This window comes from Sphingobacterium sp. UBA2480 (assembly GCF_002341965.1).
GTDB lineage: Bacteria > Bacteroidota > Bacteroidia > Sphingobacteriales > Sphingobacteriaceae > Sphingobacterium > Sphingobacterium multivorum.
This window is the reverse complement of the sequence record NZ_DDPA01000008.1, coordinates 200,637-223,943: the sequence shown is the minus strand read 5'-3', so window position 1 is coordinate 223,943 and position 23,307 is coordinate 200,637. Positions and strand designations below refer to the sequence as shown.

Below are 23,307 nucleotides of genomic sequence, written 5' to 3'. Positions count from 1 at the left end.
GTTCACCATGATGAATCCCGATGAATTAATAGCTGATTACATCACCTGACCGTCCTTTGGCATCAAATACTTTAAATAAGTATTTTTTTCCGTTCTGGAAAGGTATCGGACCGTTAACCACTTTTGATTTCAATGTTGGCGTACTTCCATTATCGCTATAATAGACTTTGAAACCGGGATAATCGGTGTTGATAAGGAGTTGGCTGCCCTCTTTCTTGATCCCAATTTTTGGAAGTCGATAGGTATAGCCCCCATTTACCCTATCCAGTTTTCTCAATTCATCCTCACCTAATTTTTTGATAAAGGCGGTATACGATTTGCGATAAGTGGTCTCGTCAAAAGAATTTCCTTTTTCCCAGGTTTGTTCGGGCGCCCACGCGCGATCAGCAATCGCTATCAAACGTGGGAATATCATTTCCTCAAGACGTTGATCAGTGGATACCTTTTCTGCCCATAAAGCACCTTTAATACCAAGGAGATTTTTCTTCCCTTCGGCTGTAAGCTGTTCTTTATTGGTGTAAGCCTCTGGTTTAAGATCTTTTCCAGTATCATCCTTCCGTAGATTGATGAAGAAATTTTCAGGAGAGAACGAATAGGTTCTATTCAGATTAACCGTGCCTACCCAGCTGTGTCCTGGATCTGCAAAGTCACGGTCCCAAGACATATCGAGGTAGTTGTTTGCCGCACTCGTGTAAACAACTTTATAACCAGCATTTGCCAATCGATAAGCGAGGTCTTCCTGTCCTTGGCCAGGGAGATTGTTCCATACATTCAAATGGATGCCGGATTTTCCCAGATCGGCATTTACAACCATGCCTTTTCCTTTATTGCGCATACCCATTTCTTCCCATCCCGACATCGTCAATCCTTTTTCTTGAACAAGGGTATTAATTTTGGCAATATACAGTGGCCATACATCGAGTACATTGGCGATATTATTCTCCTTCATAAAGGCCAATACCTTGGGCGATTTCTCCCAAACACCACTTGGCGTCTCGTCGCCTCCCAGATCGATAATTTTCAACGGAACTCCAGCTTGATCATGTATTGCTTTGATTTCATCGATCACCTTGCTCAGGAAGTGATAGGTTGAAGGTAGGGCAGGGTTCATGACATTGTCATTCCAGTTTTGTGCAGAGTTGTAAACGGACTTGTCCTCAGCATCGTCCAGCAAGAACTCCTCTGCCTTCTGTTTATCGCCAAGTTTTGAATAATGCGCAAAACGCGCCCGCATTGCTTTAATCGCTGCACGCGCATGACCAGGAGTTTCTACTTCGGGTATGACATCGATATGTCTTGCCTGTGCATATTTTAAAATTTCAATATAGTCAGCAACACTGTAGAATTGATGCGATTTGGTGGTCGCTCCAGAACCATAAGCAGACTGTATCGCTTTTCCATCCTCAAAATTAGCCGAACGATTGGCTCCGATAGCCGTTAATTCAGGTAGCGAAGGAATTTCCAATCGCCAACCTTCGTCGTCAATGAAGTGGAAATGGAATTTGTTCAACTTGTAAGAAGCCATGAGATCCAATATTCTTAAAACCTCGGCTTTGCTATGGAAATTACGGGCAGCATCCAGCATAAATCCACGGTAGCCATAACGTGGACTATCTTCAATGTTACCGTATGGCAAAGCGATTGATTTTGTGGCTTTATTCCATTGATTGTGATTGATCAACGATTTTAAAGATTGTATGGCATAAAATGCACCGGCTTTATCGGAAGCTTCTATTCGTATACCTTTTGCACCAATCGTCAAGTGATAGGATTCTGGCTTTAAGTTATTTGCTTTGACAATCTCGATGCCACCCTGAGGGCTAGATGAAGCCGTTAGCTTAATCCCTGAATATGCTGAAAAAAAGTTTGTCAGAAAGTCCGATTCGCTCGCAAAATCCTTATCGACAAAAAGTTTTGTACCTGTCGATAGATTGAATTTCTCGTTAGTATTGATGCTGATATTACTTGGTAAAGGGATGACATGTTGTGCTGCTGTCCCCTCCACAAGCTTATTTTGGTCGTATTTATAAGCAAAGTAATCTGTTTTTTCAGCGTCCGACTGGGGAGCGATTTTAACAGCAGAATAATCCGAAATATTTGTTGCAAGCCCTGTCTTATTATTTTTTAGGTATAGACCAATTGGCCCATCCGTATAATTGACCAGTCCGGTTGTGATAAAATCAATGTGGATCGTATCTTGCGCATTTAATGAAAAGTTATTTTTCTTAAAGCTAACCTGAAAGAGATCTCCGTTTCGGTGGTCTATCGCAAAACGTTTGTCGACCTTATCGGGGTCGATAGATCGGATAAAATTAAACCAAAGGCTCCAGTCGTTGAGTTGAACAGCACTTTTTCCCTTGTTTTTTAAAATTAGGGTGGATACCGGATTTTTACGGATATTCTCTCCGTCTTTGACCTTCCAGGTGAGTTGCAGTTGATCTGCGATTGCACTCGATTTCTGAGCATAGGCTTCCTGGCTTAACAAAGCCAAGCCTAGTCCGGCATAGAGTAGCGGTTTTTTGATTTTTTTTAAATTAGTCATGTTGGTTACTTTTTCAATGACTTTAAATATAGCTATTTTAGAGGGTTTTATGATCTATTTCAAAAAAAATGAATAAAAAAAAGATAAAAATTTTGACAGATTTATAAATATTTCTATATTTGCACACCGAAACAGAAAACGGCCCGTTCGTCTAGGGGTTAGGACGCAAGATTTTCATTCTTGAAACAGGGGTTCGATTCCCCTACGGGCTACAGATCGAAAGATTAAAACTTAAAAAAGCTTGCAATTTATATTGCAAGCTTTTTTTGTCTTTGAGTATCTACAAAACCAATAGGAACTTTCAAGAAACGAAGTGGGCCACAGACAAAAGTTGTAGGGAATACAGGATTCGCTTAAAGCCTTAAGGCGGTTAATAACTCCAGGAATACTAATAAAATAAAAAAGAGCCTAAAAGAATTGAAAAAGGGAAATGACCGGGGCTCGTATGTACTCGAAAAAACAACCTTCATCAACGAAATCATAAATTTAACGAAAAAAAAATGACAACATTTCCTGTTATAGCATCTACTCTTTCTGCCAAACAATTAGGCGATTTTGTGATAAATAGATATGGCCTAGACGACAAATACCAATGTTCCTTATTCAGAACAGGAATGAATCACACGTATTTTCTTTCCAACACCGAAACGAAATACGTTTTGCGCGTTTATAGTCATAATTGGCGGTCAAAATCCGAAATTATTGAAGAACTTGAACTTTTGAAATCATTGAAGAAGAATAATTTAAGTGTTTCTTTTCCAATTGAAGATAAAGACGGAGGGTTCATTCAAGAAATAAATGCGCCTGAAGGAATCAGATACGTTGTACTTTTTTCCTTTGCTCAAGGGGAGAAAATTCGATTTATGGACATCGAAACGTGCTTTCGGATAGGTTCTCTAATGGCAAATATCCACAACCATACCGAAAACAAGAATATTAACCGTGTGACTTACAATAAGAAGTCTCTTATAGAATTACCTTATGCGTATTTAAAACAGTTCTTTTCAGACAAGTTGCCAGAAATGGAATTCATCAAGGAGTTTGGCAGAAATTTTCAAAATTCAGATTTTGATAATACAAAAACCGGAATTATACATATGGATATCTGGTATGATAATATGGCCGTTACAGACGAGCATGAGATTACCATTTTTGACTTTGACTTTTGTGGAAATGGATGGCAAATTTTAGACGTTGGATATTTCTGCAAACAGCTGTTTTTCATAGAATCAGATAAAGAGCAGTATGAATTAAAAATCCAAAGTTTCCTGCGTGGATACCAAAGTAATAGACCTTTATCTGAAAAAGAGCTCAGGCTAATACCAAAAGCTGGCGCTTCTATTTTTATTTTTTATCTTGGAGTACAGGTACAAAGATTTGATTGGTCCAACATATTTTTGACAGAAAATTATCTTAAAATGTTTGTCGGAAGAATTAAAGCTTGGATGGATTATTACACAAACAACGAAGTCACTGGGGTTATGTAGGCTATTACACGTATTTTGTCTTGTTGGTAATATAAATGTAACGTATTAATTTTACCTTTAATATTCCAAATAATATAATTTTATGAAGGCACATACGTACGAAACACAATCAACAATTACACCGCAGAAGGCACTGGACTTTTTGAAAGAAGGAAACCAGCGTTTTGTTAATAACCTGAAAGCTAACCGCGATCTACTCGAACAGGTGAACGCTACGCGTGAAGGGCAGTGGCCATTTGCGGTAGTGCTAAGCTGCATCGATAGCCGCACCTCAGCGGAGCTTATATTTGATCAGGGATTGGGTGATATCTTCAGTATCCGGATTGCCGGAAATTTTGTCAATCAAGATATTTTGGGTTCGATGGAGTTTGGTTGCAATGTGGCCGGTTCTAAGCTTGTTGTCGTTTTGGGGCATACCAAATGTGGGGCATTAAAAGGAGGATTGGATGCTGCGCAGATCGAAGGCATGGGAATGGACAACCTAAATCATTTGATTAATCATTTCGATCCGATCATCAATGAAGTGATCGAGCAGGGGGAAGAACGTTCTTCTAAAAATAGTGTACTGCTTGAAAAACTAAATCAACAGAATATTAAACATGCAATCCGTGACATTCGCAGACAGAGTTCAACGCTCCGTAAACTTGAGGAAGAGGGTAAAATTAAGATTGTCGGCGCGAACTATGACGTCGAGACCGGTAGCGTAAGTTGGTTGTAAGTTGTAGAAACTGACGCACATGTTTTTTCGGTTATAAAAGACTGAGGACCGTAGCTGACTTTAGGTAAGATGAGGTACAGACGCATCCTACGATTCGTTGATCTCGAGCAGAAATGGAATGTGCATCCGCTTGTAAAAATAGAAAAAGTAAGCGCGGACCTAACCTAAATGAAAGTTAGATCCGCGCTTGTTTTATTTAGGCTACTAGAGTTTAAAGCACGAAACATTTCCGGCGAAATCAGCCACATACATCAAATTTCCATCCACTGTGATGTCCGAAAATATAGGGGCACCCAAGTTGAATTTGGATAGGAGTTTACCCGCTTTATTAAGGACATAGACATAGCCATCTGAAGCACCAAACACTAACTTGTCTTTGACTTCAATAACTGCCGATTCAACTGTACCGACCGGCTTACGGTTATCAGGACTACTGTATGCAGAAGAATAGACCAGCGCTTCTCCAGTGGGAAAATGCCACTTCTCTTCCAAAGTCTGCAGATCATAGGCCTTGATTCCGTTGGTGGACGTTGGCATAACCAAAAGGTTGTCACCGATTTTTGGCGCAGTCATCACCTTAAAATCGTCGGTTTTAATGCTCTTTTGTATGATTTCTCCTGTTTTTAGATCAATCTTAAAGATGCCGTTGAGGCCAGTCGTGTAGATGTAATCATTTTGAGCGGTTACCCCACCAGTTCTAAAACGTAAACCATCTTCTTGACGCTTCCAAAGGAGTTTTCCGGTATGGATATCATAAGCACAGAGTGCATTCCAGTTGTATCCAGCTAAAAGAACCTGACCGACAATCGATAGCTCTGCCGGAGTAGCTTCTCCCCCTGAAGGTTCTACACCTTCCCATAACGGTTTACCCGTATGGATATCAATCGCAGACATGCGTTTTCCTAGTCCGGTATAATAAATGTCCTTGTCAAGAGCGGCACCAGAAACAAAGGTCGGGAGACTTGGAGCCGAAGGTTTCTTTGTCCAGAGGACTTTGCCTGTATTTGCATCAATGGCATAAACATTAGTTTCAACATCCGTAGCCAATAATATGCCGTCGCTGAAACGCAATCTATGCTTAATAGAATTTATCGTTGGCAGAGACCACAATACTTTCCCGCTACGTTTATCCAGGGCTTTGATCGCGTGATTGGTTCCTAAAGCATCATCCATTGTGGCCATAAAAAGTTTGTCGCCAACAACCAGTGGACTTGTTTTCCAGATATTTCCATTGACTGATGCGGACCACTGTAGTTTAATCTTATCATTTTCTGCTGGCGCAAGGTTAAACGTTTCTTTCTTTAAGGTCTGTTCACCATTCTCGTAGCGAACGGTGATAAGTGCATCGTATTGTCCCTTTTGATTTTGTTTTTTGAAAGGGACATTTGCTTGCCATGTCCAATCTCCGGCAGTTTTCAACGGAATCGAGCTTATGCGATTTCCGGTCTCATGCGCGTATACCGTGAGGTCTACACCCAGTATTTGTCGCTCACTATCATAGGCGTTGACCAGTATAGGCAGTGTTTGGTCTGCATTTAACGGCTGATTGCTCACGGGCCGTACCAACTGGACGTGGTCACGTAAGTTTGTGTAGATCGGCTTGATATTCTTGATTCCTTGTTTGTCAATATCGACGACAACAAACTGTGCGGCAGAATTATCGATACCACCTTTGTTGGGGGCATTGGAACAAACGACATAGACACCATTTTGTTTGAAGACAAAATTGTTGTGCCAGTGTCCATAGAACCAGGCCTTAAGGTTATATTGTTTTAAATCAATCTGTTCTTTTTCTCCTTTAAGTACAAAGTCAGGCCCGACAAAGAAGTCATGGTTTATAAAGATCAACGGCTTGGACTTATCCATGGCAGCTAGGTCTTTTTTGAGCCAGGCGATGATCTGATCAGCAGTGTAACTGGGTTTATAATCTCCATTTGGCATTGGCGTAACGACGAAGTGGGCCGGTCCAGCATCAAATGAGTAATAGGTCGGTCCAAAAAGATCTTCAAATAGCTTCTCACCATATTCACCTTTGACAAGGTCATGATTACCGACCGTATAATAAGTCGGTCTGCCCATGAGTTCACTGTTCACCTGTTTTGCATGAAAAAGCATGCCTGGTTCATAGCAGATATCCCCTGTATGCATGATCAGACTTGCACGCTGTTGTTTGGCGTAGTTTCTGACATTATCAATCCAAGGGCCGTATAGAGGTGTTTCTGTGTCGGTGATTTGGATAAACCGTAGAAAATCATTTTGTTGGACCACATCTTTAACTAAAGCGAAGTCCAAATTTTTGACATCCGCGCGCAAAGGGATGTAATGTGTTTTGGTAGCCTTGTAACCACTAGGTATAGTGACAGACAAAAAGCGGGCATTAGGATTATGGGGCAGCGTATACGTTCCGTCGCTATTGGTTTTTACCACGTCATAGCCATCGGATACTACTACTCCACCGATCAGCTTCTCGTTCTGTTCGAACAGGTTATTCGCATGCTGATCTTCAAAAACCCGACCGACGCGTTGCTGTGCAAAAAGGGCGGGAATTGGCAAAAGACAGCAGGCAAGTAATTGGAATAATTTCATGTTGTTTAAATAAAAAAGCTAGCTCCGGTTTCAGAGCTAGCAAAAAGTGAATAAGGTTATTAACTATTTATCCCATCCAAAGACTTGTTTTAGATTAGGATTCAATGTTATTTGTCCCAATGGGATTGGTTTGTAATAGTATTTTGGCGAGACAAATGACCGCTTATTTTTTTGGTCAACAGTCATCATAATATATCCCGAAGTACCATTGCTGAGGTAAAATGCGCCCCCATCGAGGTAATATTTTACGAGTTTGGTTTTTACAGCATCTGGTAACTGGTCGATTGGACCTGTTGCTTTCTCATTTTCAAGAATGGCAATATCCGGGTTTCCATCACCGGTAACGTCCATGGCACCTAATGCAGGTACGTAGATTCCATGCGGAGCAACGGCAAGTAGGTCGCCAGTTTTCCAACGGAGCACATCGTTGAAACGGAAACCTTCACAGGCAAGCTCTACACGGCGCTCACGACGGATCTCTAACAAGGCTCCTTTATTGGCCCCTTGAGCGTTCGGATAGCGTGCCGCAAGAACAGGATCTACCTGTGCATTGGCTGTTGCTAACTGTAACGCTGGTACACCGACGCGCCCACGTAAAACATTCACGGTTGCATCCAAATCAGCTTGTGTAAGCGTGCCCAATTCGGCTTTAGCTTCGGCATTGATAAGCAATACTTCGGCATAACGCATAATAGGAAGATCGGTGTAGTTTGCTACCCAACCACCGCGAAGAGCAGGATCTCTAGGGTAGAACTTAATCTGTAGATATCCGCCAAAACTAGGTTTTATTAAATAAGGCGTAGGATTATTCGGATCCGTTTTAAACCCGGCAGGCATGATGGTTTCAGCCAGGCGAGGATCCCTGTTCTGAAATATTTGCGTAAAGGTTTTCGTTTTGTAATCCGGAGTTGATGTAAAGGATTTCCCGTCAGCTGTTAGAAATTCTTCCATTAATTCTCCGCTTAACGCCCATTGCCAGTCCAATACGGTGTGTGAATTGTTTGCAATACCCAGTGAACGGTCATTCTTTTGGATAAAAATCGCTTCTGCATTCGACGATAGATTGTTGCTGCTGAACAATGTTCTAAAGTCAACTTCTTTGGCGCCGGTGTTATGAATTTTATATTTCCCAGAATTGATAACTTCTTGGGATGCTGAAACGGCTCTCTTTAGGAACTCATCTGCTGTAGCTTGTAAATTCAACTCCTCGTGGTATTTACGGAATGTTCCTTCGTGCAAGGCAATGCGAGCTAACAGTGTTAATGCAGCGCCTTGTGTTACACGTTCTTTGAAATTACCGGCCACTTTATCTTCTCTGATATTGGCTGCGGCAAATTCAAGATCCTCCATCATATGTTTAACAACAACCTCGCGCGAATCCTGGTCCTTGTACATCGCTTCGTCCTCAGCACCCAAAGCCGTGTCATACCAAGGAACATTGTTGTAATCGCGCACTAAATTAAAGTAGATGTAGGCACGAAAGAAACGGGCGATGCCAACATAATGGTCTATTTGTGCCTGATCGCCGGTTACAGTACCAAGGTGATCCATCATATAGTTGATGCGGCGTAAATTTTTCCATTCATCGGTCCAGCCAGATGCGTTGCCTTGTGTTAGCGTACCACGGAGCATATTGTTGGTTGAGCTGCTTCCTGTGAATCCACCAATATTATCTGAGAAGATGTCGTCATATGATGCGCCCATAAATCGATAAAAGCCATTGGTATAGGTTTTGAGATCTTCCGGCGTTTTAAAGAAATTTTGGTCTGTCACAGCAGTCTTGTTGCTACGATCCAAAAAGTCTTTATTACAGCTTATTGTCAGTAGTGACAAAGACAATGCTAGTGTAGTATAGTGAAATATTTTCATGAATATGCGTATTAAAACTTAACATTTAATCCAAATGCATAAGTGCGTTGGAAAGGATATACTCGTGTGCTTCCTAGAGCTTCTGGGTCTATGCTTACTTTAAGCCCTGAGCGTTCAAATAGATTCTCGCCACTTACATAGAAGCGCACGGCCTGTAATCCAATTCTTTTTGTAAAATTCTGCGAAAGGCTATAGCCGAAAGTGATGTTTTTTACCCTTAAATAAGCTGCATTCTGCAAGTAACGTGTATTCGGCATGCCGAGTTCTTCCCCCGTATCTTCTGCACTGTACGATTTTATCCGTGGAAAATACCCATCTCTATTGTCTGGAGTCCAATGGTCTAAGTTTTGCTTGGTCACATTCGTCCAGGGTTGTGCATAAATTCCCCAGAAATAGATTTGGCTGCCCGGTGGATACCAGTCTCTTTTTCCGACACCTTGAAGAAATACGCGTAGGTCAAAACCTTTCCATGACCCTGATAGGTCAAAGCTATATGGATATTGAACTTCCGAGTTGCCTAGAATCTTGAGGTCACCATGGTCAGCAAGCGTTTGTTTTCCTTTCGTGATCTTTCCGTCAGGCCCTCCATCTGGCCCTCCCGCGATATCCTTGAACTTAATGTCTCCAACGTAGAATTTATATTGTTGATCGTCCGTTCCCACGTCGGTTTGGTTCAGTTTAGCTAGCTCATCCTCATTTTGGAAGAAACCATCTGCTTGAAGGCCCCATATCTCACCGATGCGCTGTCCGGCATAATGTTGTCTGATATCGCCCGTTGGATTATCAAATTTGGTAATGGTAGCTTTGCTGTTTGCCAGTGTAAATGTAGCGTTGTAATGGAATGGCGATCCAGCCAGGTCGAACTTATCTTTCCAGCTAATGCGTAAATCCCAACCATTTGTCTTCATGTCGGCCGCATTGAAGTTCGGCGCGTCAGCTCCAAAAGCCCCGGGAAGCGTTCTTCCTGGGATTAACATCCCCTCGTTGGTACGTTTGTAAATATCAAATGTCGTACTCAGGCGGTTGTTGAGTACATTCAGGTCAATACCGCCGTTGATTGTTGAAATACGTTCCCAGGTTAAGGACTTGGCCACGACTAATGGTGGGTTAAGGGATATCGGACGATTACCTTCAATAACGCGAGGAATACCATTATCGACTGCCATAGATGGCAAATAAGGGTAACTTAGTGGATTCATAGCCTGGTCATAGACGGTTTGGTTACCCAATTGACCGTAAGAACCCCGAAGTTTTAAGAAGTTGATCGCAGATTTGAGCGGGCTAAAGAATTGCTCTTCAGAAAGTACCCATCCCGCTGATACCGACGGGAAAAATCCCCAGCGGTCACCCTTTGGAAAGCGCGAAGAACCGTCCAGACGGCCATTTGATTCAATAAGGTAACGCCCTTTATAATCATAGTTCAGGCGATAAAATACCCCTTGCAGTGCATAATCGTCGATACTATGGGTAACTGTTGTCGCTCCACTACCTAAACCGATGGATGGTATATCAGCCGAATAAAGACCATTTTTAAGCGCGTAATTCTTTTCGGTATTCCGATATTCTTGGTTATAACCGACTAGGGCGCTGACATGGTGGTCATTAAACTGTTGTGTATATTGTGTATACACGTTGATTACATCATATCGGGTGTTTTCCTGCTGTTTGTATGCGGAAGGTACAGTTCCACCAGCATATTGAGGCGTAGCATTCGGCCCCGTCTTGTACTGTACAGGACGATTATAACCATCGATTACACCAAAGGAACGACGGAAAGTAACATCTGCATTGGCTGTCCATATGTTTTTGATCAGATCTGCTTTGGCATTGAATGTCGTTTGGAACTCGTTGATGTTTTCTTTTCTTCGTCCTCCTTCTTGTAATAGTCCTAATAAACTAGCCCCTGATTGGGTCCAGCTACCGTCCGGATTTTTAGGAACATCCAAAGACGGGGTGCGGTTCACATTCCAGAAGAAATCTCCGCTCATAAAAACAGGCGCTTCATATTGTCGGCTTGTTAATATCGTATTATTTCCGAAGTTCAACCAAGGAGTGACTTGCATATCCATTTTATTGCGGACATTATAACGGTTAAGTTTGTCATTCCCATATTTTAGGGCACCGTCGAGCTTATAGTATTCACCAGAAAATAAGTAGCTTAATTTGTCCGTTCTTTTACCCAAGCTCAAGTTGAGCGTATTGGTTGGAGCCAATTTTTTATAGGCTTCCTTCATCCAGTCAGTTTGACCATAGTAAGCCCATTTCTCTGGGTTTGTAGGGTCTAGGATCGTGTTCGGTAAACTAGGGTCCTGCTGAAGCTTTTTCGCATATTCACGTACGGCATCCGGATACAAATCATACAGCGGGTAAGCTGCATCGTGTTTATATTGCATCACGGTAAGTGGATCTGTGACAATCTCAGGCAATTTACCTGTGGTGCGCCATTGCGTACTCATCCCCACGTTCACTTGAAGTTTTTCGGACTTGGCAGATTTGGTTGTTACAAGAACTACACCGAATGCGCCACGGGCGCCATAGATAGCAGCCGAGGCCGCATCTTTTAACACCGATACATTTTCAAAATCATTTGGATTGAGTCTTGCGAGCTCATCGCCAGTAACAGGAATGTTGTCTACTAATATAAGCGGCTCACCGCCATTGATTGAAGTAATACCCCGAATATTGAATTTTGCACTTTGCGAAGGGTTACCACTGGCGTTGGTGATGTTCAAGTTGGGAATCAATCCCTGCAAGGCAGCACCTAAATTGGTAACAGGTCGATTTTCAATTTCTTTGGCAGAAATCTGGTCAACAGCGCCCGTTAAATTGATTTTTCGTTGTGTACCATAACCCACGACCACCACCTCATCTAATTGTGAGGTGCTCGTTTGTAAAGTCACATTCAATGTGCGTTGATTTCCCACCTGTATACGCTCTGTTGTGTAGCCCATATACTGAAATGTCAGCACCGCTTTCTCGGGTATACGGAGCGAAAAATGTCCGTTGGCATCTGTTTTTGTAGATAATGCGGAATTTCCCTCCACAGATACCGTTACACCGGCAAGTGCTGATTGCGCATCGCGAACTGTACCTGTAATTTCGATATCTGTACGTTGTTTTTCGGAAATTACGATGGTGTTGTTGAGAATCTGAAAGCTTAGATTCTGTCCTTTCAGTGCTTTGGACAGCACTTGCGAAATGGAAGCGTGATTTGCGTCCACACTGATGGGCTGCAGATTATCCAGCAGTTTTTCATCATAAAAAAATCGTAAGTCGGTTTGCTTAGAAATTTCTTGTAAGACTTTCTCAACCTTTACCTTCTTTAAGGAGAGATTGACTGTTTGTGCAGTTCCCGAAGCATGTGCTCCCAAAGCAAGGGAAAGCAAAGAAAGAGTGCTTAACTTTATCATACATAAAGTTTTAAAGGCTGGAGGCACCCGGAATTCCCGTGTTTTCTCCTGCCTTTTCATTGGAGAAAAAAAATTCATAAATTAGAATGATTTTTGAGGTTTTAAATTTCTGTTGGTAATCAGTAAAATAAGCCTTGGATTTAACTGGGGATGCGTCAACATCCCCTTCTTTTGTTATTGCCAGGCGATAAGTCGAGGTTTATGCCATAGATAAATTTTTAAGGTAGATAATCAATTTCATTGTACTATTACTTTCCTTCCGTTAATGTCGAATTTTCGCCCTGTCGCTAAAGCCAGGATTTCTAAAACTTCCGAAAGCTTACTGTTTCTGCTAATGGAACCTCTGTACGTAGAAGGGGTATTGATGGCTTCGATATTTATAAATTCAACATTATACCATCGTGCAATTTGCTGCGTGATATCGTTGAAATTGTTGCCGTCGAAATAAAATTCTTCGCGCTGCCATGCGGTATTTTTTGCTAGATCACTTACTTTGACCTGAATATCATTTGCCAATGTTGTCGCTTGCTCACCGGGTTTAATAATGGTCTGCTTACCCTCTTTAAGGACTTTTACACTTCCCTCTACGAGTGAGGTGGACACTTCATTTTGATAAGCGTTGACATTGAATGTGGTTCCCAGGACCTCGATCGTTGTGCCATTGGCATGGATGCGGAAAGGTCGGCTGGCATCCTTCGCGACTTTAAAATAAGCTTCTCCCGTTAATGTAACTTGACGTTGATCTGCTTCAAAATGTGTCGGGTAAGAAAGCTGTGTGAGCGAATTGAGCCATACTTTTGTACCATCTTCTAAAATGACCATATAGGTACCGGCCTTTGGCACATCAACCCGGAAGTTTTTACCCGCTATTTCTGTCGTCGAATTATGCTGCTGAACAAATGGATCTGCCAGCTGCTGCTCTTTTCCTGTCGGTGTTATTAGTTTTGCATAATGCCCCCCTGGAAGGATATCATTGTGAAAAGTCTTATTGTGGGAACGCACCTCAGCCGCTAATGTAAGCGGTATCTCGGCTTTTGAAGATAATTTTTGATAGAACCAGAAGCTAAATCCCGAAATGGCGATAAGCATAGCAGCAACCATCCATTTGGATCGTATCCAGCTCAGTCGTTTGATAGGGGTTTGCTCATCAAATAGCCGGGCGTCTAATCTAGCATTGATGCGCGACGCTAGGTGGGGCGGAATTTCGTCCGCTGGCCGCTCTTCCTGAGATTGCTCTTTATCGGATTGATCCAATGTATAGAACCAACGGAGTACCTGTTGTTCTTCCGCAGCTGTACATTGGCCTTCCAAGTATTTTTTAAGCAAGGCTTTGGCTTGATCTGATGATTCTTGTTCCTTCATACAAACCTATAATCTCTTTATGCGAAGAGAAGTACCGAAGAAAAATCAAAAAAAATATAAGTTATTGTATTCCAGTTGATTTAAATGATGAGACTATTGGAAAAATGAGACTACATGAGAGAAGTTCATATAGCGTTGCCACTATTTAAATCGAAGCTTGAGCCAGCCTAGAGCCAATGATATATTGTTTTTCACGGTTTGTTCTGATAGAGCAAGCTCTGTAGCGATATCTTTAATAGACATGGATTCTTTTCTGCTAAGCGAGAAAGCAGACCGCATCGTTGAAGGCATCTTGTCAACTTCTTGCTCGATAAGTACAGCAAGTTCCTTTGCTAATAGTTCTTCTTCAGATGTCGTAGTTAAAGCTTGTGTTTGGAAGGTCTGGGTGAGGTTTTCTGCACGGGCAACTTTCCTTTGTTCATGAATAGTCCAGTCAATGATTTTGTATTTGGCTGTTTTAAAAAGATACGGATAAAGCGAATATTCAATGCTGATTTTGTGTCTATTGTTCCAAAGGGCAACAAATACCTCCTGCAGGATATCTTCACAGTCTTCAACACAGGAAACACGGCGTTGTATAAATCGAAAAAGTATAGCAGAATAGCGATTGACTAATTCCGAAAAAGCATGACGGTCATTGGCTTGTATCCCAACGAATAGCACGGTGTCATCTAACTGTTCCATAATTACCGCAATTTGTGTACTCCCTTAGTTTAATTAGGCCAAATTTATAATTGTGGTGTTAAGTTAGTATTAAAAACAAAACATTTGATAATGTTTTTTTAAATCAAACGATTGCGCAAGATGCTAGGTAACAAAAAATCTTGATCTACTTGCTGGGAATTTAAGTAGATCAAGATCTGAGAAAGTATTCAATATAATTAAAACCAATCGCTACAAGCGGGCATCTACTAATTTTCTGTCGAGTATGCCCTTGATATCAAAAACAACGGATGGGTTCTTTTTTAAATTATTGAGATCTAAATGTAAGAACTCTCTGTGTCCCACAGCTAGAATAACACTGTCATAATCTGCAGATTCGGGAAGATCCGATAATAGTTTTAAATTAAAATGTGATTTCACTTCATCTCTATTGACCCATGGATCATAAATGTCGACTTTTAGACCAAATTCTTGAAGATCCTGAATCATATCTATAACTTTACTATTTCTGATATCAGGACAGTTTTCTTTGAAGGTGATGCCCAATACTAACGCTTTTGCCCCTTCAAATTTGATGTTTTTCTGAATCATCAATTTCACCACTTTTGATGCGATGAAGGAGGCGATGTGATCATTCACCTCTCTTCCTGAGAGAATAACATGCGGGTGATAACCAAGCTGTGTTGCTTTTTGAGCGAGGTAGTAGGGGTCTACAGAAATACAATGACCGCCCACTAGCCCTGGTTTAAAACGTAGAAAATTATATTTTGTGCCCGCAGCATCTAACACATCCTGTGTATCTATTCCTACACGGTCGAAGATTAGCGCGAGCTCATTCATAAAGGAGATATTTACATCGCGCTGCGCATTTTCGATCACCTTGGCAGCTTCGGCAACTTTGATTGAGGGCGCCAAATGTGTCCCGGCTTCAATAATATTCTTATAAAGTCCATCTACCACCAATCCTGCCTCAGGTGTACTTCCAGAAGTCACTTTCATGACCTTTTGAAGTGAATTTACTTTATCGCCTGGATTAATACGTTCTGGTGAATAACCAACAAAAAAATCTTGGTTAAATTTTAATCCCGAGCAACTTTCCAAAACAGGTATACACTCTTCTTCAGTACAACCAGGATAGACGGTAGATTCATAGATCACCAGATCACCTACTGTTAAAAGTTCGCCAATCATTTTGGAAGCCTTCAACAAGGGTGACAAGTCTGGTGAATTATAACGGTCTATCGGAGTTGGAACAGTGACGATATACACATTTGCATCCGCAATATCAGCGGTAGAATTACTTGCATCATAACCTTTGCTTCGGTTAGACATATGGAATAATTCTCGCGCTCGTTTCAACTCCTTTTGATCCGTTTCTAAGGTGCGGTCCAGCCCCTGCTTAAGTTCTTCAATTCGTATTTTATTTATGTCAAATCCAATCACCGGAAAAAAATCGGAAAATGCTATTGCTAATGGTAATCCCACATACCCTTGACCAATGATGGCAATCTTTTTTACCTTAAAATCTCTCATATATAGCTGTAAATATACGTTCTTTGCGTTAATTTTAACCCCTTGTCAACCAACCTCTGCGTCCAGCTGTCGCTATAGCATACGGTGTAATCCAGAATAAGCTGAAAGCATAAAATATACTGTAACTATAAGCCCAGAAAGCTTCTTTGGCATCCGAGTTTTTGGAAGCAAAGAAATAGGCCTGGACGCTGGAAAATATTAAGATACCGACCAATGTTGAGCTTAAGAACATCAGTGGATAATGAAATACGGTCCATAGCATCAGCAACATCATCGGATAAGACAATAACACTTTTTTCCATTGCATAAGCAATAAGATACGTGCTCCCCATTTAGGTCCCTGACGGAAATTTTTAAAGGCAAATTGACTCATCGCAATGTTTTCACGCACGTTGCTTCGTTCCCAACGGATAAACATCTTGTACAGATTTTTGTAACGTACAGGTGTGTCGGTATAAACGTATGCGTTGGATTGAAATAAAACATGATACCCCTGTTTCAGGATCATATTGGTCATCGCGCGATCTTCACCGATATCAGACGGTTGTCCCATAAAAGTCTGGTTAATCCAATCTTCCAAACAGTTCATGACAGCCTCTTTACGATAGCCAGATAATGCTCCTGGTGTACACATTACCGTACCCAACATACTTTGTGCAGAACGTACAAACTCAAAGCTGAATACGAAGCTCACATTTAACATACGCGGTATAATCGCTTTTTTAGTATTCAATACACGCACATTACCCGCAACTGCCCCACATTCCTTGTTTGTTACAAATGGACTCGCCATATTACGTATGGTATCCTTTTTAACAATAGAGTCACTATCAACCGTGATGAAAATCTCTCCCGTACCTAACTTAAATCCACGGTACAAGGCATGTCTCTTACCCATATTCTTGGGCTGCTGATAAATTTCAACACGATCGCCCAATTCCATTTTGGCACGTTGTATCCAAGCAAAGGTATTATCTTTACTACCGTCGTCGATTGCAATAATCTGCAATTTCTTCTCCGGATAATCGCTGCTAGCCAAACTATGTAAGGTATCATAAACTAATTGTCCTTCGTTATAAGCTGGGACGATAATCGTACAAGTCGGTAGCTCATCGTCCGATACTGAAGCAATGGGTTTATATTTACGATGCAGTACAATCAAAAAAATCAAAAAGCTGATAGCAACAACAGCTAGAAATATTCCCAACGCAATTAAAAATGTTCCGCCGATGCTGTCTAAACGTTGGAAACGTAATGCATCAAAATCTGGTTGAAGCATGTATACGCCAAAAACTGACGCAAATAGTATAAAAAAAGTGGCTCCAAAAATACCATATTCTTTTGGACCAAAGTTGCTTTCCTCGTTTTTGCTCACTGTATGATCAGATCGCTTTTCTCCTGCATTTACATCATATACCGCAGGCTTCCATTGTTTGGCCATCTGCTTGGATACGATCGAGTTGTCTTTCATGTAATTCATAACCGTTCTATTTTAGATATACATTCTTTCGTTCAATGTTTAAAGAGATACCGCTGTCGGTATCTTTTGTAATGAAAATATTACGATTCCATAAACGCAAAAGACATGCCTTTATTTCATGCCAAAAATACGCAATCCCTTCTGATTGTAACGTTCTTGATACAAATAATAAGTAATTAATCTGTTGATTTGTAGTGTTTTGTGATTTTATTGTAACAGAATTATGCCAAAATATAACGACGATCGATTCAATAGACTTTTAAGGTTTTTTAACATTTGCATGCAGATTGTTAAAAGAAATTGACAGTTTTTGTGACAAACTGTGTAGGAAAGGGGGCAATGTGCAGGTTGAAGAAATTCAGCTTAAGCCAAATAAAAAAAGCAAAGGATAATACAAAAAAAAAGACGCCTCCAAAGTGGGACGTCTTCAATATCATCAAGTTTCGGAATAGTCTTTATCCACCAAATTCCATTAGATAATTTTTTAGAAAATCATTTAGATCACCGTCCAGGACAGCTTGTGTATTGGAGGTTTCGTAATTGGTCCGTAAATCTTTAATTAACTTGTAAGGATGGAGGACATAATTTCGAATTTGGGATCCCCATTCGATTTTCTTTTTGTTTCCTTCAATAGCAGCGGTAGCTTCCTGGCGTTTACGCATTTCAATCTCATATAACTGTGATTTCAATAAGCGCATCGCATTTTCTTTGTTTTGTAATTGCGATCTGGATTCCTGATTTTTAATAATAATGCCCGTAGGTTTGTGGTGTAATCGAACAGCTGTTTCCACTTTATTGACATTCTGACCTCCTGCACCACCTGAGCGGAAAGTATCCCATTCGATTTCTGAATCCTTAACATCAATCTCAATATTATCATCAATCAAAGGATAGACATAAACAGAAGCAAACGAGGTATGGCGTTTTGCATTGGAATCAAATGGAGAAATCCGAACGAGCCTGTGTACACCATTTTCGCCCTTCAGGTAGCCATAAGCAAAATCTCCGGATATCTGTAACGTTACACTCTTGATACCTGCAACATCACCTTCCTGCGAATCTTGTTCCGTCACCCTATACCCATTTTTCTCGCCCCACATAATATACATCCGCATCAGCATGGCTGCCCAGTCACAGCTTTCAGTTCCTCCGGCGCCAGCTGTAATCTGTAAGATTGCATCCAGTTGATCTTCTTCGGCACTGAGCATGTTTTTGAACTCGAGCTCCTCGACTTTCTCTAAAGCTACTCTATATTGATCGTCCACTTCCTTTTCACTCGCGTCGCCAGATTGGAAGAATTCATACATGACATAAGCGTCTTCAACCGCCGCTGCAACTTCGTCGAAGTGGTCTGTCCATACCTTTTGGTTTTTTATGGCCAAGAGTATTTTTTCTGCAGCTTTGGAATCATCCCAAAAGCTTGCTTCAAGCGTAATAGCTTGATCTCTTTCTATTTCTTCTTTGCGTGCATCGATGTCAAAGATGCCTCCTCAGGGAAGTAACACGATCCCTCAAGTCTTGAATTTGTTCTTTTGTCATATCCGCTAAAGTAGAAATTTTAATTAATAAATTCGCGCTTCTATCTTAATAACTTCGCGTCCTATAGATGGTCAAATAGAGATAATTTGACCTTTTTTTTTTAGTTTTGGTATTGTCAACAGAATAAACCTTCATTTAAGGATCTACACGATGTGTAACAATGAAATACGGAAGGCTCTTATTGATGTTTAAAACAACTAATTTCAGTAAAAACAGTATGTTCCCAAAAATTAATTTTACAAAGACTGAGGCCTATAAGAATCTAGCACAGCATTTTGGTTCTTTATCAGGTCTATCTAACAATAGCGAAAAAAATGATCTACGCACACTTTTCGCCGCAGATCCCGCACGTTTTGAGAAGTTCTCGATCGCTTTCGAAGATATACTTTTGGATTACTCCAAAAATCGGATCACTGCAGAGACAAAAGCGCTCTTGGTACAGCTGGCTAAAGAATGTGGTCTTGAAGAAGCGATAGCGGCTATGTTCTCTGGCGAGCGGATCAACGTGACCGAGAATAGACCGGTGTTACATACTGCTTTGAGAAACCAATCCGATCAACCCGTGTATGTGGATGGAAAGGACGTCATGCCTGATGTTAAACGAGTGTTGGCACACATGAGAACTTTCACCGAAGAGATTCTATCTGGTCAGTGGAAAGGATATACAGGAAAAGAAATTACCGATGTGGTTAATATCGGTATCGGAGGTTCAGATCTCGGTCCTGTAATGGTAACAGAAGCATTAAAGGCTTATAAGACACGTTTAAATGTCCATTTTGTTTCTAATGTAGACGGTACGCACATTGCTGAAACATTGAAAGCTGTGGATCCTGAAACAACGTTGTTTTTGATTGCATCAAAAACTTTCACAACACAGGAAACGATGGCCAATGCCCATACCGCTAAAGATTGGTTTCTGGCCAGTGGTGCCCTTCAGGAAGATGTCGCTAAGCATTTTGCTGCATTGAGCACCAATACAGAAGCAGTACGTGCCTTTGGAATAGATACCCAGAATATGTTTGAGTTTTGGGACTGGGTGGGCGGACGTTATTCCCTGTGGTCTGCAATAGGTCTTTCAATCAGTTTGGCAATAGGCTTCGATAATTTCGAGGAACTGTTGAAAGGTGCCTATGAAGCGGATGTTCATTTTAAGGAAACCTCCTTTGAATCCAATATTCCCGTGATATTGGCTTTGCTTGGTGTATGGTACAATAATTTTTTCCAAGCGGAAAGTCACGCAATTCTTCCTTACGATCAATACCTACACCGTTTTGCCGCTTATTTCCAACAAGGGGATATGGAAAGTAACGGTAAGTATATTGATCGCAATGGTCAACAGGTGGATTATCAGACTGGACCGATTATCTGGGGTGAACCTGGTACGAACGGGCAGCACGCCTTCTATCAGTTGATTCACCAGGGCACCAAGTTGATTCCTTGTGATTTCATTGCACCTGCCAATAGTCTTAATCCGATCGGAAACCACCACCAATTGCTGTTGTCTAACTTTTTTGCGCAGACTGAGGCTTTGATGAATGGCAAAACGGAGGCCGAAGTGGTTGCTGAATTTAAGAAAGCCGGAAAGTCGGACCAGGAAATTGAAGCACTGAAAGCCTATAAAGTTTTTGAAGGTAATCGCCCAACGAATTCCATCCTGTTCAAAAAAATGACGCCACGCACTTTAGGACGACTTATCGCATTGTATGAGCATAAGATTTTTGTCCAGGGTGTGATCTGGAATATTTATAGTTTTGATCAATGGGGTGTCGAGCTCGGTAAACAATTGGCCAATCAAATCCTCCCGGAATTAAGCGACGCCAATCCGGTTACAAGTCATGATTCTTCGACAAATGGATTGATCAATGCGTACAAAGCTTGGCGGGATTAAAATTGCTCTTTGTGATCTAAATTAGATCGGGGATGAAAAATAAGAAACGGGGCTGTTCAACTTTTGGACAGCCCCGCTTTTATTCAATTTTAGGGATATTCTACTACTTCTGATATCCGATTTTTACAGGTGTTGGCCAGATTTCTTGGGTATCTTCTATTTTAGACTTTTTTCTGCTGGATTCGAATGGCATTTAAAATAGCCAAAAGTGCTACCCCAACATCGGCGATAACGGCTTCCCAGAGCGTTGCAACACCACCGGCACCAAGAACCAATACAATGATTTTGATCCCCATTGCGAGAATGACGTTCTGCCAAACAATGCTTCGGGTAATTTTACCGATTTTGATCGCAGACAGGATCTTGTGGGGTTCATCGTTCTGGATCACCACATCAGCCGTTTCGATGGTTGCATCGGCTCCGAGTCCACCCATGGCAATGCCGACCTGCGCCAAAGCTACTACAGGTGCGTCATTTACGCCATCACCTGCAAAGGCAACACGGCGACCTTGATCGATCAGTTGTTGTACATGATTTACCTTATCTTCCGGAAGGAGGTCCCCATAAGCTTTGTCTAGCCCAAGTTCTTTGGCAACTTCATTTACTACCGCTGTTTTATCCCCAGATAGCATGACGGTATATAGACCTTGAGCACGCATGGTTTGGATCACTTCCTTGGCATCGGGCTTAATCCGGTCCGCCACAGTGATATAACCCGCATATTGATCTTCGATGGCAAGCAATACAATGGAGTAGGCCACTTGCCTTAGCTCTGCAGGATAGCTGATATTGAATTTGTCCAGTAACTTGCTGTTACCTGCGAGTGTACGTTTTCCGTTAACAGTGGCGAGGAGTCCGTGGCCTGCTATTTCCTGGGTTTTCTCAGCTTGCAATGCGGGCCTGCCGGGATGATAACTGGCGATCGCCTTTGCGATGGGATGTGTTGAATGTGCCTCGACAGCCTTAGCGTAACTCAGTAATTCCGTTGGATCTCCATGGACAGCAAAAACTTCCGTTATTTCAAATACACCCGCTGTAAGTGTACCCGTTTTATCCATGACAATGGTATCGACTGCGGTGATGGCATCGAGGAAGTTCCCGCCCTTAAATAGTATGCCATTTCGGGAGGCTAAACCTATACCACCAAAGTACCCCAAGGGAATCGAAACAACCAGGGCACAGGGACAGCTGATCACCAAGAAGACCAAACTCCGGTAGAACCATTCTTTAAAACTATAGTCCTGAACAAAAAACAGGGGTAAAATAAGAACCAAAAGCGCGAGGCCGAAAATAATAGGAACATATATTTTGGCAAATCTGGCAATAAACAATTGTGTTTTGGACTTCCGTGCGGTAGCATCCTGTACCATTTCGAGAATTTTGCTCAATTTGCTATCCTCAAATGTACTGGAAACCTCGATCTCAACAACCGTTTCCAGATTAATCATGCCTGCAAAAACAGCTTCGCCCTTATATTTTGTATCGGGTTTACTCTCTCCAGTCAATGCTGCGGTATTAAATGCAGCTTTCTCCGTTTTCAATTTACCATCCAGCGCCACTTTTTCTCCTGCTTTTACAAGGATAATTTCGCCAATTGTGACGGTTTTTGGATTTACCTGCTGCTGTTGCCCGTTGCGCAGCACCGTTACTTTATCGGGACGGATATCCAATAGCGATTTAATTGATTTCTTGGCGTTATCGACGGCAGTATCCTGAAACCACTCTCCGATTTGGTAGAATACCATTACCGCGACACCCTCTTCAAATTCTCCAATGGCGAAAGCACCCAAGGTTGCAACGGTCATTAAAAAAAATTCATTAAAAATATCACCACGGCTTGCCTTGCGAAATGCCATTTGAATAACGGGGATTCCCGCAAGAAGGTAGGCAACGCTATTTAAGGTCAAGCTGATGCCAAAGGGAAGGCTGATCTTAAACGCATATTTCAATAGGAGTAAAGTAAGTAAGATGACGAGAGCCATGACGAGCTTACGCTGGGTAATCCACCAAGGCTGTTCCTTTGTTGTAAGACCGTGCTCCGGTGTGGCATGGCTATGCTCGTGGTTGTGTTCGCACATATATCAGCGGTTCTTTATGAGAATTAAATTTAGCGAATTCTGCTGTAAAAAGCGAGGGAAATGGGGATAAACTCATCCATAAAGACGACTATTTTAAAGGAATCGGACCGGTAAAAAATATATTTCAACTGATAGGTTATATCAGTGGAGGA

13 protein-coding genes and 1 tRNA gene are annotated in these 23,307 nt (G+C 41.6%); 4 read left to right on the top strand and 10 right to left on the bottom strand.

What is annotated here, in order from left to right; translation table 11 throughout:
• Nucleotides 1-25: 25 nt before the first annotated feature.
• The gene (locus B3600_RS19735) at nucleotides 26-2,542 is read right to left on the bottom strand and encodes a family 20 glycosylhydrolase (RefSeq protein WP_286754154.1); all 2,517 of its coding nucleotides are present in this window, start codon (nucleotides 2,540-2,542) and stop codon (nucleotides 26-28) included.
• A gap of 140 nt (nucleotides 2,543-2,682) precedes the next feature.
• Between B3600_RS19735 and B3600_RS19730 the strand changes: the two genes are divergently transcribed.
• The 3 genes from B3600_RS19730 to B3600_RS19720 all read left to right on the top strand — a co-directional run bounded on the left by B3600_RS19730 (nucleotide 2,683) and on the right by B3600_RS19720 (nucleotide 4,747).
• A tRNA-Glu gene (locus B3600_RS19730) sits at nucleotides 2,683-2,754 on the top strand.
• Nucleotides 2,755-3,042: 288 nt separating this feature from the next.
• Nucleotides 3,043-4,029, top strand: coding sequence for a phosphotransferase (locus tag B3600_RS19725; RefSeq protein WP_349676823.1), 987 nt, complete (start codon nucleotides 3,043-3,045; stop codon nucleotides 4,027-4,029).
• Between the two features lie 82 nt (nucleotides 4,030-4,111).
• Nucleotides 4,112-4,747 (top strand): carbonic anhydrase family protein, encoded by a 636-nt coding sequence (locus B3600_RS19720; RefSeq protein ID WP_046672629.1) that lies wholly within the window; start codon nucleotides 4,112-4,114, stop codon nucleotides 4,745-4,747.
• 204 nt (nucleotides 4,748-4,951) lie between these two features.
• Here B3600_RS19720 and B3600_RS19715 read toward each other — a convergent pair whose 3' ends face one another.
• The 8 genes from B3600_RS19715 to prfB all read right to left on the bottom strand — a co-directional run bounded on the left by B3600_RS19715 (nucleotide 4,952) and on the right by prfB (nucleotide 19,189).
• Nucleotides 4,952-7,333: a PQQ-binding-like beta-propeller repeat protein gene (locus tag B3600_RS19715; protein WP_286754153.1), complete on the bottom strand. Its 2,382-nt coding sequence runs from the start codon at nucleotides 7,331-7,333 to the stop codon at nucleotides 4,952-4,954.
• 63 nt (nucleotides 7,334-7,396) lie between these two features.
• Nucleotides 7,397-9,202 (bottom strand): RagB/SusD family nutrient uptake outer membrane protein, encoded by a 1,806-nt coding sequence (locus B3600_RS19710; RefSeq protein WP_286754152.1) that lies wholly within the window; start codon nucleotides 9,200-9,202, stop codon nucleotides 7,397-7,399.
• 11 nt (nucleotides 9,203-9,213) lie between these two features.
• Nucleotides 9,214-12,612, bottom strand: coding sequence for a TonB-dependent receptor (locus tag B3600_RS19705; protein ID WP_286754151.1), 3,399 nt, complete (start codon nucleotides 12,610-12,612; stop codon nucleotides 9,214-9,216).
• Nucleotides 12,613-12,849: 237 nt separating this feature from the next.
• Nucleotides 12,850-13,974, bottom strand: a complete 1,125-nt coding sequence (locus B3600_RS19700) for a FecR family protein (RefSeq protein ID WP_286754150.1) — start codon at nucleotides 13,972-13,974, stop codon at nucleotides 12,850-12,852.
• Between the two features lie 141 nt (nucleotides 13,975-14,115).
• Nucleotides 14,116-14,658: an RNA polymerase sigma factor gene (locus B3600_RS19695; RefSeq protein WP_286754149.1), complete on the bottom strand. Its 543-nt coding sequence runs from the start codon at nucleotides 14,656-14,658 to the stop codon at nucleotides 14,116-14,118.
• 210 nt (nucleotides 14,659-14,868) lie between these two features.
• On the bottom strand, nucleotides 14,869-16,170 hold the full coding sequence (locus B3600_RS19690; RefSeq protein ID WP_286754148.1) for a nucleotide sugar dehydrogenase: 1,302 nt from the start codon (nucleotides 16,168-16,170) through the stop codon (nucleotides 14,869-14,871).
• A gap of 34 nt (nucleotides 16,171-16,204) precedes the next feature.
• Nucleotides 16,205-17,650, bottom strand: a complete 1,446-nt coding sequence (locus B3600_RS19685; protein ID WP_201303443.1) for a glycosyltransferase — start codon at nucleotides 17,648-17,650, stop codon at nucleotides 16,205-16,207.
• Nucleotides 17,651-18,105: 455 nt separating this feature from the next.
• A protein-coding gene (gene prfB / locus B3600_RS19680; protein WP_112375267.1) for a peptide chain release factor 2 occupies nucleotides 18,106-19,189 on the bottom strand; the annotation gives its coding sequence in 2 pieces (ribosomal slippage) (nucleotides 18,106-19,128 and nucleotides 19,130-19,189; 1,083 coding nt in all).
• A 217-nt stretch (nucleotides 19,190-19,406) separates the two neighbouring features.
• On the opposite strand from prfB, the gene pgi reads away from it, so the two are divergent.
• The gene (gene pgi, locus B3600_RS19675; protein ID WP_286754257.1) at nucleotides 19,407-21,077 is read left to right on the top strand and encodes a glucose-6-phosphate isomerase; all 1,671 of its coding nucleotides are present in this window, start codon (nucleotides 19,407-19,409) and stop codon (nucleotides 21,075-21,077) included.
• Nucleotides 21,078-21,238: 161 nt separating this feature from the next.
• Here pgi and B3600_RS19670 read toward each other — a convergent pair whose 3' ends face one another.
• Entirely contained in the window at nucleotides 21,239-23,155 is a 1,917-nt protein-coding gene (locus B3600_RS19670) for a heavy metal translocating P-type ATPase (protein WP_286754147.1), read from the bottom strand.
• Between the last annotated feature and the right edge of the window lie 152 nt (nucleotides 23,156-23,307).

Bases quoted from the DNA above. Each gene is read 5' to 3' on its own strand.
- B3600_RS19670 (WP_286754147.1), bottom strand. From the start codon at position 23,155: ATGTGCGAACACAACCACGAGCATAGCCATGCCACACCGGAGCACGGT.
- B3600_RS19735 (WP_286754154.1), bottom strand. From the start codon at position 2,542: ATGACTAATTTAAAAAAAATCAAAAAACCGCTACTCTATGCCGGACTA.
- B3600_RS19685 (WP_201303443.1), bottom strand. From the start codon at position 17,650: ATGAATTACATGAAAGACAACTCGATCGTATCCAAGCAGATGGCCAAA.
- B3600_RS19705 (WP_286754151.1), bottom strand. From the start codon at position 12,612: ATGATAAAGTTAAGCACTCTTTCTTTGCTTTCCCTTGCTTTGGGAGCA.
- B3600_RS19710 (WP_286754152.1), bottom strand. From the start codon at position 9,202: ATGAAAATATTTCACTATACTACACTAGCATTGTCTTTGTCACTACTG.
- B3600_RS19720 (WP_046672629.1), top strand. From the start codon at position 4,112: ATGAAGGCACATACGTACGAAACACAATCAACAATTACACCGCAGAAG.
- B3600_RS19725 (WP_349676823.1), top strand. From the start codon at position 3,043: ATGACAACATTTCCTGTTATAGCATCTACTCTTTCTGCCAAACAATTA.
- pgi (WP_286754257.1), top strand. From the start codon at position 19,407: ATGTTCCCAAAAATTAATTTTACAAAGACTGAGGCCTATAAGAATCTA.
- B3600_RS19700 (WP_286754150.1), bottom strand. From the start codon at position 13,974: ATGAAGGAACAAGAATCATCAGATCAAGCCAAAGCCTTGCTTAAAAAA.
- B3600_RS19695 (WP_286754149.1), bottom strand. From the start codon at position 14,658: ATGGAACAGTTAGATGACACCGTGCTATTCGTTGGGATACAAGCCAAT.
- B3600_RS19690 (WP_286754148.1), bottom strand. From the start codon at position 16,170: ATGAGAGATTTTAAGGTAAAAAAGATTGCCATCATTGGTCAAGGGTAT.
- B3600_RS19715 (WP_286754153.1), bottom strand. From the start codon at position 7,333: ATGAAATTATTCCAATTACTTGCCTGCTGTCTTTTGCCAATTCCCGCC.